General features: G+C 32.1%; 22 protein-coding genes and 1 pseudogene. 10 read left to right on the top strand and 13 right to left on the bottom strand.

What is annotated here, in order from left to right; translation table 11 throughout:
• Positions 1 to 8 precede the first annotated feature (8 nt).
• The 3 genes from SB773_RS14140 (at position 9) to SB773_RS14130 (ending at position 2,050) form a co-directional block, all read left to right on the top strand.
• A complete protein-coding gene (locus SB773_RS14140) occupies positions 9 to 1,058 on the top strand; it encodes a hypothetical protein (RefSeq protein WP_289404067.1) in 1,050 nt (349 codons plus the stop codon).
• 231 nt (positions 1,059 to 1,289) lie between these two features.
• A complete protein-coding gene (locus SB773_RS14135; RefSeq protein ID WP_002013419.1) occupies positions 1,290 to 1,817 on the top strand; it encodes a ribonuclease FAU-1 family protein in 528 nt (175 codons plus the stop codon).
• A 140-nt stretch (positions 1,818 to 1,957) separates the two neighbouring features.
• Complete coding sequence (locus SB773_RS14130; RefSeq protein ID WP_001289318.1) at positions 1,958 to 2,050, top strand: putative holin-like toxin; 93 nt, start codon at positions 1,958 to 1,960, stop codon at positions 2,048 to 2,050.
• A 228-nt stretch (positions 2,051 to 2,278) separates the two neighbouring features.
• Here SB773_RS14130 and SB773_RS14125 read toward each other — a convergent pair whose 3' ends face one another.
• Entirely contained in the window at positions 2,279 to 3,100 is an 822-nt protein-coding gene (locus SB773_RS14125) for an HNH endonuclease (protein ID WP_060749009.1), read from the bottom strand.
• Positions 3,101 to 3,249: 149 nt separating this feature from the next.
• Between SB773_RS14125 and SB773_RS14120 the strand changes: the two genes are divergently transcribed.
• Positions 3,250 to 4,335, top strand: coding sequence for an AI-2E family transporter (locus tag SB773_RS14120; protein ID WP_289404066.1), 1,086 nt, complete (start codon positions 3,250 to 3,252; stop codon positions 4,333 to 4,335).
• 394 nt (positions 4,336 to 4,729) lie between these two features.
• Here the strand turns inward: SB773_RS14120 and SB773_RS14115 are convergent, their stop codons facing one another.
• Genes SB773_RS14115 through SB773_RS14085 form a run of 7 tightly spaced genes read right to left on the bottom strand, consistent with a single transcriptional unit; the run spans position 4,730 to position 5,888 of the window.
• A complete protein-coding gene (locus SB773_RS14115; protein ID WP_002013395.1) occupies positions 4,730 to 4,870 on the bottom strand; it encodes a YrzI family small protein in 141 nt (46 codons plus the stop codon).
• Between the two features lie 27 nt (positions 4,871 to 4,897).
• Entirely contained in the window at positions 4,898 to 5,038 is a 141-nt protein-coding gene (locus SB773_RS14110; protein ID WP_000672237.1) for a YrzI family small protein, read from the bottom strand.
• A 26-nt stretch (positions 5,039 to 5,064) separates the two neighbouring features.
• Positions 5,065 to 5,208, bottom strand: a complete 144-nt coding sequence (locus tag SB773_RS14105) for a YrzI family small protein (RefSeq protein WP_002120145.1) — start codon at positions 5,206 to 5,208, stop codon at positions 5,065 to 5,067.
• A gap of 26 nt (positions 5,209 to 5,234) precedes the next feature.
• Positions 5,235 to 5,378: a YrzI family small protein gene (locus SB773_RS14100; RefSeq protein ID WP_002120145.1), complete on the bottom strand. Its 144-nt coding sequence runs from the start codon at positions 5,376 to 5,378 to the stop codon at positions 5,235 to 5,237.
• 26 nt (positions 5,379 to 5,404) lie between these two features.
• Positions 5,405 to 5,548, bottom strand: a complete 144-nt coding sequence (locus SB773_RS14095) for a YrzI family small protein (protein ID WP_410590452.1) — start codon at positions 5,546 to 5,548, stop codon at positions 5,405 to 5,407.
• A 28-nt stretch (positions 5,549 to 5,576) separates the two neighbouring features.
• Positions 5,577 to 5,720, bottom strand: a complete 144-nt coding sequence (locus SB773_RS14090; RefSeq protein WP_000142704.1) for a YrzI family small protein — start codon at positions 5,718 to 5,720, stop codon at positions 5,577 to 5,579.
• A gap of 27 nt (positions 5,721 to 5,747) precedes the next feature.
• A complete protein-coding gene (locus SB773_RS14085; protein ID WP_000156202.1) occupies positions 5,748 to 5,888 on the bottom strand; it encodes a YrzI family small protein in 141 nt (46 codons plus the stop codon).
• A gap of 441 nt (positions 5,889 to 6,329) precedes the next feature.
• Here SB773_RS14085 and SB773_RS14080 point away from each other — a divergent pair, with 441 nt between their 5' ends.
• The 6 genes and pseudogenes from SB773_RS14080 (at position 6,330) to SB773_RS14055 (ending at position 10,144) form a co-directional block, all read left to right on the top strand.
• On the top strand, positions 6,330 to 6,923 hold the full coding sequence (locus tag SB773_RS14080; protein ID WP_131247646.1) for a DUF4825 domain-containing protein: 594 nt from the start codon (positions 6,330 to 6,332) through the stop codon (positions 6,921 to 6,923).
• 170 nt (positions 6,924 to 7,093) lie between these two features.
• Complete coding sequence (locus SB773_RS14075; RefSeq protein ID WP_131247644.1) at positions 7,094 to 7,474, top strand: GntR family transcriptional regulator; 381 nt, start codon at positions 7,094 to 7,096, stop codon at positions 7,472 to 7,474.
• A pseudogene (locus SB773_RS14070) lies at positions 7,471 to 8,343 on the top strand (ABC transporter ATP-binding protein). The gene SB773_RS14075 and the pseudogene SB773_RS14070 overlap by 4 nt, the downstream one beginning before the upstream one ends.
• Entirely contained in the window at positions 8,340 to 9,011 is a 672-nt protein-coding gene (locus SB773_RS14065; RefSeq protein ID WP_289404063.1) for a DUF4052 family protein, read from the top strand. Before SB773_RS14070 ends, SB773_RS14065 begins: the two are co-directional and overlap by 4 nt.
• Before the next feature lie 35 nt (positions 9,012 to 9,046).
• A complete protein-coding gene (locus SB773_RS14060; RefSeq protein ID WP_410590448.1) occupies positions 9,047 to 9,526 on the top strand; it encodes a CcdC family protein in 480 nt (159 codons plus the stop codon).
• Positions 9,527 to 9,643: 117 nt separating this feature from the next.
• Positions 9,644 to 10,144, top strand: coding sequence for a 2'-5' RNA ligase family protein (locus SB773_RS14055; RefSeq protein WP_410590446.1), 501 nt, complete (start codon positions 9,644 to 9,646; stop codon positions 10,142 to 10,144).
• A 24-nt stretch (positions 10,145 to 10,168) separates the two neighbouring features.
• Here the strand turns inward: SB773_RS14055 and coaW are convergent, their stop codons facing one another.
• From coaW to SB773_RS14030, 5 genes are all read right to left on the bottom strand, one after another.
• Complete coding sequence (gene coaW, locus SB773_RS14050) at positions 10,169 to 10,990, bottom strand: type II pantothenate kinase (protein ID WP_410590444.1); 822 nt, start codon at positions 10,988 to 10,990, stop codon at positions 10,169 to 10,171.
• 27 nt (positions 10,991 to 11,017) lie between these two features.
• Positions 11,018 to 11,416, bottom strand: coding sequence for a 3-hydroxyacyl-ACP dehydratase FabZ family protein (locus SB773_RS14045; protein WP_372489280.1), 399 nt, complete (start codon positions 11,414 to 11,416; stop codon positions 11,018 to 11,020).
• A gap of 55 nt (positions 11,417 to 11,471) precedes the next feature.
• A complete protein-coding gene (locus SB773_RS14040; RefSeq protein ID WP_410590441.1) occupies positions 11,472 to 12,671 on the bottom strand; it encodes an LL-diaminopimelate aminotransferase in 1,200 nt (399 codons plus the stop codon).
• A 179-nt stretch (positions 12,672 to 12,850) separates the two neighbouring features.
• Positions 12,851 to 13,213, bottom strand: a complete 363-nt coding sequence (locus SB773_RS14035) for a hypothetical protein (RefSeq protein ID WP_107886746.1) — start codon at positions 13,211 to 13,213, stop codon at positions 12,851 to 12,853.
• A gap of 179 nt (positions 13,214 to 13,392) precedes the next feature.
• Positions 13,393 to 13,695, bottom strand: coding sequence for a hypothetical protein (locus SB773_RS14030; protein WP_410590439.1), 303 nt, complete (start codon positions 13,693 to 13,695; stop codon positions 13,393 to 13,395).
• Positions 13,696 to 13,760 lie beyond the last annotated feature (65 nt).

Here is a 13,760-nt window from a genome sequence, read left to right as displayed (position 1 = left end):
GAGAAGGAATGAATTCTTCAATTTCACGAAGGCGAAAAGGTGTGTGGATAGGGCTCGTAGCTGTAATTATGTTGTCGAATTATTTAGTATATTCTCTTCCGATTACACCAGCTGTACCAGAGGAAGTAGCGCTCGGTTCATTATTGGATTTTCTGTTTGTAATTCCGGTTATTACATATTTTCTAATTATCCGAAAGAGATATTCGTTAACGTACATCTTTCCTGTCGTAATTGCTGGATACATATTCGCAAGATTTATAATTCCTAGTGATTATTTACAAGCTTTTTCATTTGTTTCGTATGTAATAGTTGCTGGAGAAATTGTGTTCGTATGTTTTGAACTGTTTCTTATATATAAAATTATAAGAGTACTTCCTAAAATAATAAAACGATATAAAGAATATAGAAGTGAGTATTCTTCATTTTCTTATGCGATTGATGCAGCGTTTGATGCTAATATGAAGAGAAGTAAGACAGTAAATATCATTCTAACAGAGTGTAAATTACTCTATTATGCTTTTTTATCGTGGCGTGTAAAAGTACTAGAAAATGAATTCATATATTCATATCATAAAAAGACCGGTGCAATAGGTGTTTATATCATGATTATTCATGCAACATTAATTGAAAGTATCGGTTTTCATTATTTACTTCATCAATGGAATCCAGTTATAGCTTGGATTTTACTCATCTTGAACATATATGCGATGTTTTATTTTTTAGCCGAAATCCAAGCAATGCGTAAAAATCCAATTATCGTTGCGGAAGAAAAAGTGATTATTCAAATTGGATTAGGAAAGAAAATCGTTATATCATTTACACAAATTGATAACATTGCGTTTTATAAAGGCGAACCTTTAAAGAAAGAAGAAGAAAAAGAGGTTCTTGACGCAACTGTTATGGAATTTATAAAGGAACCTCCAACTTTTGAAATAACGTTAAAAGAGCCAATTAAAGCGCAGTTGTTATATGGATTTTCTAAAACAGTAAGTCGTGTCCATTTAAATGTTGATAATGAACGGGAATTTTATGCTGCGGTTATGGAGAAGTTGAAATAGGAGTAAAATGCTAAAGTATCACCGTGCGTTTGGTGTATATGGAGTTTGTATTGAAAAAAATAAAAGACCATATATGAATTGTGGTTAATAAAATAGTAGTAGTTCATTAACTCCTTCCATTATAGAAGGAGTTTTTATGATGCGGAATACGGTATATGGTATACTTTCTTAATCAGGAGCGTAAAGGATATAATTAAAAACGGACTATATGATAAAAGGGGTAACTAAAAAATGAATTGTTTACGTACATCAAGGATTGAAATTATAGAAAGAAAAATACGTTATGATTCTACAACTGTAGATCACGTTTGTTTATTAGTAGAAGCACAACCGAAGAGAATCGTACTATTTCATGAGGTACAGTACCCTTTTACTATGACAGCAAACGAAATAAAATTAACTATTCCTAAAGGTAGTTATACAACCGCATATTATTGGGAAGATCGTCCGTATAACCTATACATATGGAGAGATGATGCTGGGCACTATTTAGGGTCATATTTTAATATCATAAAAAACACACATGTAGGAAATGAGTTAGTAACATTTGAAGATTTAATCATTGATATTATGGTTCTTCCTAATGGTGAGTATTTCATATTAGATGAAGTCGAATTACCTGAGTCATTAGATCAATTTGAAAATGGTTATGTGAAAGAAGCTCTTAACGTATTAACGGATACAATTCATGTCTTCTTACCTCAAATGATTTTAGAAACGGAGACTATATTTAAACAGAAAGAGATTTTTTCTACATGAAAAATAAAAAACTCGCAACTTAATAGCTTGCGGGTTTTCGTCGTAAACAATTAAAAAATATGATAAAATTAAGAGGTAACTTATGGTACGGTTGGTTGTTCAATTATCACTTCTCCAAAGTAGGAGGGGGGTGATAATAAGTGAGTGAAATTGCGTTGTTATTGCAAGGTGGACTGTTTCTCATTGCATTGTTAACGTTTATTGTCGTCTTAATTGACAAGCTCAAAAAATAACAACCCACCTATGCCTATAGAATGTGGGTTGTTGTGTTTGTACGAAACAAATAGGATAAATGAACAATCCAATCTGCTAAGTTACGTGGACTAGTGTGTAGCCGCACACTAGTCTTTTTTATTTATATACAGGTTTTAATTGTTTTATGTGATTGTATTGTTCTTTTCACACTCATTATAACACAGTGTCTTTTCATGAAGAAAGGAGACCGTATGTTCCTATATGGATTAAATAGAACGTGTAGTTTCTTTAAATAGCCCATCCATATACTGTTTTAAACTTTCCACAAAAAATCCTTTTTTGTCTACATTATTTACGCCGACAATTGGTGATGGAAGATTGTATCTTTTTTCTGATAAATGAACAACAACATCAAAAATATCAAATAGGCGAATGAAGCAGAACAGACCGTCTTTATCACTAAGTAAAATAAAGTAATGGTTTTCGCTCGTTGTATTTAATGTATTCCATAAAGAGCTTTTGCTTAAGTCACGAACGATACTCTTTTCCTTTAATTCCATGAAATCGGCATTTAATAGAATGGTAGAAATATCGATCGCATCTGGATCGTCAAAGTAGCCATCAATTGTTTGTACAGCAAAAGTATAAGCCATTTTTAATACACTCATTTTATATTTACGGTTATCTAAAAGCAATTCACGTTGAATAGAACTAGCTACTTTTGTTACACGCTCTTCTTTCCAAATTTCATTATGTAATGAAATATCGTGCTTTTTACATAGTTTCATAATTAATGCATTGGAATAAAGTATCTCATCACTTACTTCGACTACATCTGTCTCAGCGGCCGCCAGTTCCTCACCATGTTCATTCGTATAGAGAGGGGAGTCGATTTGTTTTTTCATTTGCTCAATCTTATATTGACTTAATTTATGTCTAATTAAAGGACGGTCGATATTTGTTGTCATATGTTCATGACAGGAATCACAAATTGAGTTTGTGAAATAATATCCACATAATATCTCTGGAATGACATATTGTTCACTAAGTTCTTTCGTATCTTTTCTGCAAATGACGCATTGTGTCATATTTATCACCTTTACCTGCAAATTTGTCTGTAATCTCATTGTAGTGTATTTAATAGGATTTTGGAACATTGTAAAGGAAAATATTATGTGAAATCTAAGTTTAATTTGGTACAATGAAGAGAAGTGCTAGTTTAAAGGAGGACGTTTTTTTGAAATCGAAAGTGCACTTTTGGACATTAGAAGTGCTAATGGTTGTAGGAATTATATTTATTTGCACAAAAATATCGTTTCTATTTCAACCGATTGGTATCTTCATATCAACATTATTTTTCCCAATTTTAATCGCATTATTTTTATACTTCATATTTAACCCATTGTTAGTCTTTTTGGAGAATAAAAAAGTACCTAGAGGTTTAGCGATTTTACTACTGTATCTTTTTATCATTACATTAACTGGAGTTGCTATTGGAGTAGTTGTTCCAACCATCTCACAACAGCTAATGGATTTAGTGAAAAACATGCCGACTTATATAAAAGAGGGAAAAGTATACATACAAGATTTATCCCATCATAGGTTATTTGAATGGTTATCTACACAAAACTACGTTTCCATTGAAACAATTGAGAAAAATGCGATTGAATACTTAAAGGATATACCAAACACAATTACGTCGAGTGCAACGGCTTTATTTGGTATTATCACGAACGTGGCGTTAGTTATCTTTACAGTACCGTTCATTTTATTTTATATGTTTAAAGATGGACATGCATTTCCAGGAAAAGCTGTTAGTGTATTACCAGAGTCTTACCGTGTAGAAGGACTTCGTATCATAAAGGAAACGAACGAAACATTATCTGCATATATTCAAGGTCAAGCGCTCGTTTGTTTATTTATAGGTGCTTTTACATTTACTGGTTATTTAATCATCGGTTTACCGTATGCTTTCGTTTTAGGAATTATCGCAGCATTTACAAATATAATTCCGAACTTAGGTCCATTTATCGGAGCAGCACCAGCTGTCATTATAGGTCTGTTCGTATCTCCGATGCAAGCTCTGTACGTAATTATTATAGTAACAATCGTACAACAGTTTGAAAGTAACATCATTTCACCGCGTATTATGAGTTCAAAATTAAATATCCATCCGTTGACAATTATCATCCTTATTTTAGGGGTAGGTAATTTCGCGGGAATTATCGGAATGATTTTAGCAGTACCAGCTTATGCGGTAACAAAAACAGTTGTTTCGAACTTAGTGAGATTGTTTAAGACGAAACGAAGTAAACGGAAATAGAATATGTTGAGAAAGATACACCGCTTAATAAAAAGGGGTGTATCTTTTATTTTTTTAGTGTATGAAATACATATTATTATTATTATATATTTTTACACATCAAATCAGGCGGTGAATTTTTGTTAAATAAACTTTATCCCGCTATTTGTGGGCAGTAAAACTCCCACCTCAAAATTCAGGTGAAGAAAAAAAGAAGTTAGGTGGGAGATCAACTGCGCGTAAACGCCCGATTGGTGAGAGCTAATAATCAGTGGGGGATGAACAAAACCCCCACTGATTAAAGTTTCACTTTATAAACTACGTGGAATCCCTCTGAACTATCCAAATCATTTCTTTACACCGCGTTATTAACATCATAATCGACTCCTTTCATTTCTAATATAAGTTCAAACAATTATAGGTGAGTGTAGTACTTGCTTCTACGATCACGAATTTCATCTATAATCTTTTTATACTGTTCCTCTTGTTTTACTTCATTTGCAGATATAGTTTCTTTTTGAATCGTAATGGTTAAAAAGAAAAGGTGAAACCTCATACATGAATTCCTCCTTTCGAATAGGAATTACAGGTGACTACAATAATGACTTTGTCGTTCTTTTACGTTGTACATAGCCTGCTCAATTTGTCGGTCATGAAGCATATCAGACTCAGACAGTTTATTTTTTTGAATGGTAATCGTTAAAAATAATACTCTGAATTTCATTGGATTTTTACCCCTTTATAATGTATTTAGTAAAGACGATTGTAATAAGAGGACTGGCGCTCTTTCACATCATCCATAATGTTTTTAATTTGTTGTTCACGAGAAATTTCATCTCTTGAAAGTTTACGCTTTTGAATGGTAATCGTTAAAAAGAAAGCTTTAAATTTCATTAGGATAGTACCCCTTTATAATGTATTTAGTAAAGACGATTGTAATAAGAGGACTGGCGCTCTTTCACATCATCCATAATGTTTTTAATTTGTTGCTCACGAGAAATTTCATCTCTTGAAAGTTTACGCTTTTGAATGGTAATCGTTAAAAAGAAAGCTTTAAATTTCATTAGGATAGTACCCCTTTATAATTTATTTAGTAAAGACGATTGTAATAAGAGGACTGGCGCTCTTTCACATCATCCATAATGTTTTTAATTTGTTGTTCACGAGAAATTTCATCTTTTGAAATTTTGCGTTTTTGAATGGTAATCGTTAAAAAGAAAGCTTTGAATTTCATTAGGATATTGCCCCTTTAGAAAATATTTTTAATACATTTGTGTATAATACGAACTTTTAATGTCCGTTATTTTATCCATAGTTTGTTTTAATTGTTGTTTACGAAAGATTTCAGCTTCAGATAACGTTTTTTTCTGAAGTGCTGTCGTAAAAAAGAAAATATGAAAAGTCATAGACGAATTCCTCCTTTCGAAAAGGAATTACAGGTGATCGCAATAAAGCACTTGGCGCTCCTTAACATCATTCATAGCTTTTGTAATTTGCTCATTATGAAGAATTTCAGCTTTGGAAAGTGTATTTCTTTGAATCGTAATACTTAAAAACAATACGCTAATAGTCATCGAATGTTGCTCCTTTCTTTAAAAAATAATGTATGAGACTAAAAAATCGCACAAAAAAGCCACAGGAAGATATCGTTTTCCTATGGCTGGGCGTGAAGAAGCCACAGGAAAGTATACGACCTCCTGTGGCGAATTTATGAATTAAAAGAAATAAAGTACGATTTTTAATTCTCCATTAGGGTGGTCGAATTCATATTTAATTGTCCGAAAAACACAGATGCAGTTAACGCTAAAGTTAAAGCATGTAATTGTAATTTCATCATTTCCTTCGACCTCCTTTTAGAATATTTTTCTTACGTTAGTAATTATATACAATTAATGGATAATTGTAAACATAAAAATTGAAAATTTTTAATTTTGATTAAAATGCGTATATTTAAAAGGGCTTTTTAAAGGATACATTGTATAGATTGGATAATAAATAGAACTTGGGGGTGTCTAATGAACTATATGAATAGAATAGCAGGTGTTATGCTAACAATTTTTTTATTTGTTACTGCTTGTTCTAATGGAGAACAAATAAAAGAAATATCACATATTGAACCTGGGGCTTTTAAAAAATATACGGGGACATACGTTGGAAATAATTCCGACGTTATTGCGATTGTTACAAACTTACCTGGTGGTGAAACAGTTCAAAGTTTAAATTTAGAAAATGAAAATATTAAAGTGGAGTATGGTGCAAAAGAGAATGGAAATCTTACAGAAGAAATGATTGAGACGTATTGGTTTGATGGGAAGGATACGATGAAGAAGAATTTACTCTTTAATGCTATTTATCTTGCAGTTTTAGTACCGAATGCGAAAGGGTATGAGTTTCAGATTGAAAATCAAAGTTTTGCATTAAAAAGAGAAGAACTTTTACCCATACTGTATAAAGAATTTAATGATTTGCCAAAGGATGATCTTATATGGAATAAGGGAGTCGTAATGAATTTCTTTTACGGTAATCAAGAAAAAATAGAAAAGCTAGTTAATAATAAAGATTTTCGAAAGCAATTTTTTAATGAACATCCTGTGCGGGAATCTAAGTGATATGGAGGAAGATGTGGTTATTTTACGATTGAAAATACGGACATTTTTTAAAGGGAGTCATTCAGTATCGAATGATTCTTTTTTTCGATGAAAATTATGGAAAAAAATATAACGTTGTGCTATGGTTAATTATATAAGTAATGAACCTATGAACCTAAGGTGGTGAAATCGTGAAACCTACTCTAGAACAAAATAAGTTAATATACATACAAATTGCAGAAACAATTGAATCTGATATTTTAAAAGACATATTACTTGAAGAAGAACAAGTTCCGTCGACAAATCAATTTGCGAAGATGTTACAAATTAATCCGGCTACAGCTGCAAAAGGAGTAAATCTACTAGTAGATGAGGGGATTTTATATAAAAAGAGAGGGATCGGGATGTTTGTTACAAAGGGAGCAAAAGAAGTCGTACTAAAAAAAAGACAGCATGTTTTTATGACCGAGTATTTACCTAAAGTGTGGGAAGAAGCAAAAGTACTAGAAATATCAAAAGACGAATTGATGGACATGATACACAAAATTACGAAGGAGAGGAAAGAGGGATGATTGCACTTGAAACGAAAAACTTGTCTAAAAAATATAAAAAGAAATTAGCTGTTAACGAAGTAACTATTTCATTGGAAGAGCATAAAATATATGGTTTGCTTGGAAGAAACGGAGCGGGGAAAACGACATTATTAAACATACTTGCTGGTCAAATTATTTCAAGTAGTGGAAGCGTAGCTGTATTTGGTGAGAATGTTTTTGAAAATAGTAAAGCGATGCAAAATATTTGTTTCGTTAGAGTGAAAGAAGAAGCTCATCTAAGTTATAAAGTAAAAGAAATCTTTAAGATGTGTAGCATGTTTTATAAAAATTGGGATGGAAAGTATGCTAAAGAACTTGCAGATAAATTTCAGCTTAATATGACAGAGAAATACCATAAGCTATCACATGGCATGCAAACCGTCGTAGGAATTATTCAAGGATTAGCAAGTAGGGCACCAATTACAATTTTTGATGAACCAACTACTGGTTTAGACGCAGCACATCGCGAGTTATTTTATAGTTTACTATTAGAAGATTACGGTGAGTATCCTCGAACAATTATATTATCAACACATTTAGTAGAAGAAGTAACCCATGTTATTGAAGATGTAGTTATCATAAAAGAAGGAAGACTAGTTGTTCAATCATCGGTGGAAGATTTATTACAGCAGGGGCATATAATTTCAGGAAAAAAAGATAAAGTAGATGCGTTTTCGATTAATAAAAAAGTTATAAATCGAGAAGTTTATGGAAATAAGGGCATTGCTGTTATATGGGAATAATTTACTAATGAAGATTATTACTCTCTTGAAAAAGAAGGATTAGCAGTTGATGAAATTACATTACAAAAACTATTTATTCACATAACTGGTGGTGAAGTGAAATGACGATGTTAATGAAACAGTTGAAGTTACATATAAATTTTCATTATAAGGCAATTTTAATATTTTGGATCGCAGCTTTATTAATAAAAGGGGCTATGAATGCTGTTAATTTATATGGAATGAAAATTGGTTATTTACCTGAATTTATCAATAATCCTTCTATAGCAATTATGATGTTTATAATAGGGAGTACTTTCATCATACAAGATGATTTATTTCGTTTAGCCATTTCATTTGGTGTGACAAGGATACAATATTTTATCGGAGCGATTTGTTATATTGTACTGCAATCCGGACTATTTTCATTACTTCAAGTAATGTTTTTACAAGATATAAAATATAATATGGGGAATGCTAGTTTTGGAGAACTATTAGCACAACAGTTTATTTTACAATTTTTATTTTATGTTACGACAGCATGTTTCTTTCAAGTAGTAGTAGTTTTTAAACAACGATTTAAGTGGATCGGTCTTATGATTGGTGGAACACTTTTTTTAACAACAAACAGTGTGCTTTATGGTGAGGTAGGAATAAAAGGTTTATTATTTACAAGCGATCTATCTTTAATAGATATTCCCTATTTTACTGTGATTTCAATTGGATTAACCATTCTATATATCATAACCAGTAGTATATTTATTCGTAAAGTTTCATTTGAGCAAACGGTTTGAAATATTGTTAGATTATTATAGAAAGAGGGAAGACAATGGGAGATACTTCTTCACTAATAACCGTCTTTTTATGCGTAGCACTGCTAATTTTTTGGCGACGATATCGTTCTATGTATAAGCCGATAAAGGGAACGGGAAAACGTATTTTGTGGCCATTACTATTTTTAACACCGGGTATTTTATTGTTTTTTGGTCCAGTACATCCAGCTATAGTACAAGTGACTATAGCAGCATCCATTGGGGTGATTTTCGCAATCCCACTTATATTTCTAACAAACTATGAGCGAAGAGAAGACGGAAACATTTATACGAAAAAAAGTGCTGCCTTTTTAATTACTTTTATCGGAATTGTTATTTTAAGATATGGTTCAAGACAATATATTGTTGACTTAGATCAGCAAACAATAGGTTTATTATTTTACGTAGTTGCAGTATCGTATATTATTCCGTGGAGAATTGCTTGTTATATAAAATTCAGGAAAGTTTGGCGGGAAAATAATAATCATGCTATATGAAAACTTCTCATTTGAGAAGTTTTTTATTTTTCTATGTAAGTGAAATAACTTGTTGAAGTGCAAGCTACCATGCAATATGATAAATATAAAAAATTGAGGAGAGTGGGGGATATAAAAATGCGTACAATTTTACTTTTTCTAAATAACATGTCTACTGATGAGATAGAAAGTATTCGAGAAATACACGATCCTTTATTTGGTTTAATTCCTCCCCACATAACAATTGTATTTCCTTTTGAAGGTAATATTTCAAATGATGAATTGAAATCGCATATTTCGAATATGGCAAAAGGGATAGGTACAATTGAGATTAAGTTTGCAAGTGGTGTAACTAGTATAGGAGACTATTTATTTTTAGAAATTGAGCAAGGAAAAGAACAAATAGAAAAACTACATGATAAATTGTATACAGGCCCCTTATTACGATTTTTGAAAAGAGACATTCCGTACATACCGCATGTAACAGTCGGAAGAGAAAGTAGCCCTGAGTTAGCAACTAAAGTAGTAAAGGATATTCCTAGTTTTCATGAGAAGTTAAATTGTGTAATTGATAGAATTAGCGTGGAGCGAATTGGAAAGAATGGAGAATCAATTATTGAATTTGAAGTACCATTGTAAAAAAGCTGACAAAAGTCAGCTTTTTTATTTCGAACTATGAAGTAAAGCACCAATTGCACCACTATAACCGCCGTCTTGTAAAAAGACTGGTATTTTGTTTTGATATTCTGTATAGCTACTAATAATATTTTGAAGATGTACGTTATTACATAGAGTAGAACCGATGTAAATGATATGGTCAATATTTTTTGCTTCGGCGAATTGAAGACTTAATGCTGTGACGACTTCACCGACAAGTCCTTGAACGGTAGCTAGTATATCTGAACTACTATAATTTGAGTCTGTAATGGCCGCTTTTCCGAAATTACTAGCAGTTAAGTTATTATCAAGAGGGGAGAGAATCCCGCCATAAATATCTCCAACTGTAATATCTAGACTGTTTCTTGAACCAATTTTCGTAAGCGGAATCACGTCTCCAAAATGATCTATATTTGTTAATAGTTTTGAAAGACCCATAATAGTACCACCGCCAACTCCAGTTCCACCAGCGCGAACATATTGCTTGTCGTGAACATAGTGAATGGAAGTACCTGTACCGATATTTGTTAATACAAAGCTGTTTATAGCACGTTTTTCTTCTTTTAGTATGTAGCGTACTCCTAATAAAGTTGCTTCAAACTCGTTTAACTCTACTATTTTATATGAACCTGAAAGTAGTTCTTCTAACTGTTTAGCTTTACCACCTGTAATGCATAATTGTGTAATTGAATTATGCTTTTGAAGCCATTCTTTAATTCTTTCTTGTTCATATGAATAAAATTTTTCAAAAACTAATTTGTTCATTTCGTTAAAGTAAGCAATCTTTGTTAATGTTCCCCCAGCATCAATACCAACAACATTCCGCATTTCCCTACCCCTTACTATGTAATCTGTTTAATCAGCTTGATATATTAATAGCTTTTCAATGGTAACGATTGATTGACCGTTTACAGAGGCAATTCCTTTCCCAAGAACAAAACCTCGTCTGTTACGTGTTAATTCATAATGTAATTCAAGTTTATCACCGGGATACGCATTTTCATGAAATTCCACCCCATCTAAAGAGGAGAGGAAACCAAGTCCTTCAGATTCACCTGTACTTACAAAAGCACTAAGTTGAGCGAGTGCTTCTACAATTAGCATATGAGGCATATAGTTTTGATTTTCATTAATAAACCACTCGTTATTTGTGATCAGTTTGTATCCTGTAGCCGATTGAGATTCTTTAACGTTTGTAATTTTATCAATCATTAAAAATGGATAGCGATGGGGAAGAGTATCTTTAATATTCATATCGTACCTCCAGGAATAATAATACCCCTGCTAAAGTTAAGCAGGGGGGTTATTATTAATTCTTAACTAATTCTTCTGTTTTTTCAATAGAGAAAATACCGCTGTTTTTAATGTTTTCAACTACTTCTTGTAATACTACTTTATCTTGAACAAGTGCAATACGAACAAAACCTTCGCCATGAGGACCAAATGCATGGCCTGGTGTGACAACGACATTTGCACGATCCATAAGTGCATAAGCGAACTCTAGCGAAGTCCATCCTTTCGGAATTTCAGCCCAAACGAACATACTTCCAGCTGGTTTATCGACATTCCAACCGAATTTGCGGAATCCGTCCACTAAAGTATCTCTACGTTCTTGGTAAATTCCACGGTTTTTTTCGCAAAATGCAGCGCCGTGTCGTAATGCAGCGGATGCAGCTTTTTGAATTGGTAAAAACACACCGTAATCTGTATTAGACTTAAATTGCGTAAGCGCGCCGACAATTTCTTCGTTACCAATCATATAACCAATACGGCTACCAGCTAAACTATAACTTTTAGATAAAGAATTAATTTCAACGCCAACTTCTTTTGCACCAGGTACAGATAAGAAGCTAATTGGCTTTTGACCATCAAAATAAAATTCAGCATAAGCAAAATCATGGACAACGATAATATTATGTTTTTTCGCGAATGCGATTACATCTTTAAAGAAATCTTCATGTGCCATTGCTGGAACTGGATTTCCTGGGAAGTTCAAAATCATCATCTTTGCTTTATTGGCGATTTCTTCAGGGATAACTTCTAAGTTAGGTAAGAAATCATTTTCTTTTTTTAATGGCATGTAGTAAGATGTTGCACCGGCCATTTGAATTCCTGTTTCATAAGCTGTATATCCTGGATCAGGAACTAGTATTATATCTCCCGGATTTGCAAAAACCATAGGTAAATGAACGAGTCCGTCTTGTGAACCCATTAATAATAAAACTTCTTTTTCAGCATTTAATATAACGTTATGAGTGTTGTTGTAATATTCAGTTACAGCTTCGTGAAATTCTTGAATACCAGATAATGTATATCCGTAACTTTCTTTTGCACTTGCCGTATGTACCATTTCTTCTCTTACAAAATCAGCAGGAGGCATATCAGGATTCCCGATACTTAAATCGATCATTTTATGACCTGCTGCAATTTTCTCTTTTTTATAGGCCCCTAATTCACTAAATATAGAAGATTGGAATGCTTTCATTCTAGTTGCTAAAGTGTAAGTCATCAAAACCCCTCCTAAAAACAGTGTTTTCTTTCTGTATTTTTAATTATTCTGAAAACACATGTTTACATTTTATCATTTTTTTATGAAAATTAAAACGATTGACAAATTTAGAGGGAGGATAATAAGGAGGAACACAAAATAACGCAGAAAATATTTTCTGCGTTTTATATGAAGTCTAATCATTTCTTTTTATATGTACATAATTTTTCCACTGCATAAAAGTATACATTTAATTTGCCATCGACAACTTTTAAAGTTTGATCCGATGTAAATGAGTTACCATAATCAATGTGATATACATTAGAATCCTTTACAAATGAACCTTTGTATAAATCTTCTTTTTTCTTTGATGTTTGCATCTCCACTAAATATTGAACAATTTTTTCTTTCTTTTCTTCTTTTACAACTGTTTCAAATTTATAAGATGTAGGGCAAAGACCATTTTTGTTGTCAACGACTTCCCAAGAACCGTATATATCATTATTGCTACATCCACTAAGTAGAACGATTAATATAGGGAAAATAAATAGAAACTTTTTCATTGTGTACTCCTTTCTTATTCGTTTTTATAAACGTGCGAATACGATAGGAATATTGTAAAAAATAAAGTTTAAATTTTCATAAAGAATTTTTAAATTTCACATAAAAATTTGGGGAAAGGTGAGATTTTTAAAATAAAAAGGCATGAATCTAGTGTAATGCTAGATTCATGCCTAGTACTCTATCTTATGTTATGTTTTTTGAGGATAAATGAAGCGGAAAGAAGAATGACAATTCCATTTACAATATATAAATTTAAAATAACGAAGACTAGGTTAGCTACTCCCAAACCACCTTTATCGAATATGGAAGCGAATGCTGTAGTAGTCAAAAAGATAATGGGAGTTAACAATAAAAATAGGAAACCTGCAACAATCCTTCTTTTAAAGTTATTTTGAGATAAGGAAATGGCTAAAAAATTAAGGACGCCAAACATGACCAATGAAAAAAGAAGGATAATTAATAATTGGATGCCATAAGACATTTCCACAGCTCCTTTTTGAAAAACTATAATTTATTTTATTCGAAAGTAGTAGGGGATACTCCTTT

The sequence above is a fragment of the Bacillus sp. SIMBA_074 genome, from assembly GCF_046534555.1.
GTDB classification, from domain to species: Bacteria; Bacillota; Bacilli; order Bacillales; family Bacillaceae_G; genus Bacillus_A; species Bacillus_A mycoides.
The sequence above is the reverse complement of the archived record's forward strand: the minus strand, read 5'-3'. Positions and strand labels throughout refer to the sequence as shown.

Coding starts and splice junctions, on each gene's coding strand:
- SB773_RS14140 (WP_289404067.1), top strand. CDS start 9: ATGAATTCTTCAATTTCACGAAGGCGAAAAGGTGTGTGGATAGGGCTC.
- SB773_RS14135 (WP_002013419.1), top strand. CDS start 1,290: ATGAATTGTTTACGTACATCAAGGATTGAAATTATAGAAAGAAAAATA.
- SB773_RS14125 (WP_060749009.1), bottom strand. CDS start 3,100: ATGACACAATGCGTCATTTGCAGAAAAGATACGAAAGAACTTAGTGAA.
- SB773_RS14115 (WP_002013395.1), bottom strand. CDS start 4,870: ATGAGGTTTCACCTTTTCTTTTTAACCATTACGATTCAAAAAGAAACT.
- SB773_RS14110 (WP_000672237.1), bottom strand. CDS start 5,038: ATGAAATTCAGAGTATTATTTTTAACGATTACCATTCAAAAAAATAAA.
- SB773_RS14105 (WP_002120145.1), bottom strand. CDS start 5,208: ATGAAATTTAAAGCTTTCTTTTTAACGATTACCATTCAAAAGCGTAAA.
- SB773_RS14100 (WP_002120145.1), bottom strand. CDS start 5,378: ATGAAATTTAAAGCTTTCTTTTTAACGATTACCATTCAAAAGCGTAAA.
- SB773_RS14095 (WP_410590452.1), bottom strand. CDS start 5,548: ATGAAATTCAAAGCTTTCTTTTTAACGATTACCATTCAAAAACGCAAA.
- SB773_RS14090 (WP_000142704.1), bottom strand. CDS start 5,720: ATGACTTTTCATATTTTCTTTTTTACGACAGCACTTCAGAAAAAAACG.
- SB773_RS14085 (WP_000156202.1), bottom strand. CDS start 5,888: ATGACTATTAGCGTATTGTTTTTAAGTATTACGATTCAAAGAAATACA.
- SB773_RS14080 (WP_131247646.1), top strand. CDS start 6,330: ATGAACTATATGAATAGAATAGCAGGTGTTATGCTAACAATTTTTTTA.
- SB773_RS14065 (WP_289404063.1), top strand. CDS start 8,340: ATGACGATGTTAATGAAACAGTTGAAGTTACATATAAATTTTCATTAT.
- SB773_RS14060 (WP_410590448.1), top strand. CDS start 9,047: ATGGGAGATACTTCTTCACTAATAACCGTCTTTTTATGCGTAGCACTG.
- SB773_RS14055 (WP_410590446.1), top strand. CDS start 9,644: ATGCGTACAATTTTACTTTTTCTAAATAACATGTCTACTGATGAGATA.
- coaW (WP_410590444.1), bottom strand. CDS start 10,990: ATGCGGAATGTTGTTGGTATTGATGCTGGGGGAACATTAACAAAGATT.
- SB773_RS14045 (WP_372489280.1), bottom strand. CDS start 11,416: ATGAATATTAAAGATACTCTTCCCCATCGCTATCCATTTTTAATGATT.
- SB773_RS14040 (WP_410590441.1), bottom strand. CDS start 12,671: ATGACTTACACTTTAGCAACTAGAATGAAAGCATTCCAATCTTCTATA.
- SB773_RS14035 (WP_107886746.1), bottom strand. CDS start 13,213: ATGAAAAAGTTTCTATTTATTTTCCCTATATTAATCGTTCTACTTAGT.
- SB773_RS14030 (WP_410590439.1), bottom strand. CDS start 13,695: ATGTCTTATGGCATCCAATTATTAATTATCCTTCTTTTTTCATTGGTC.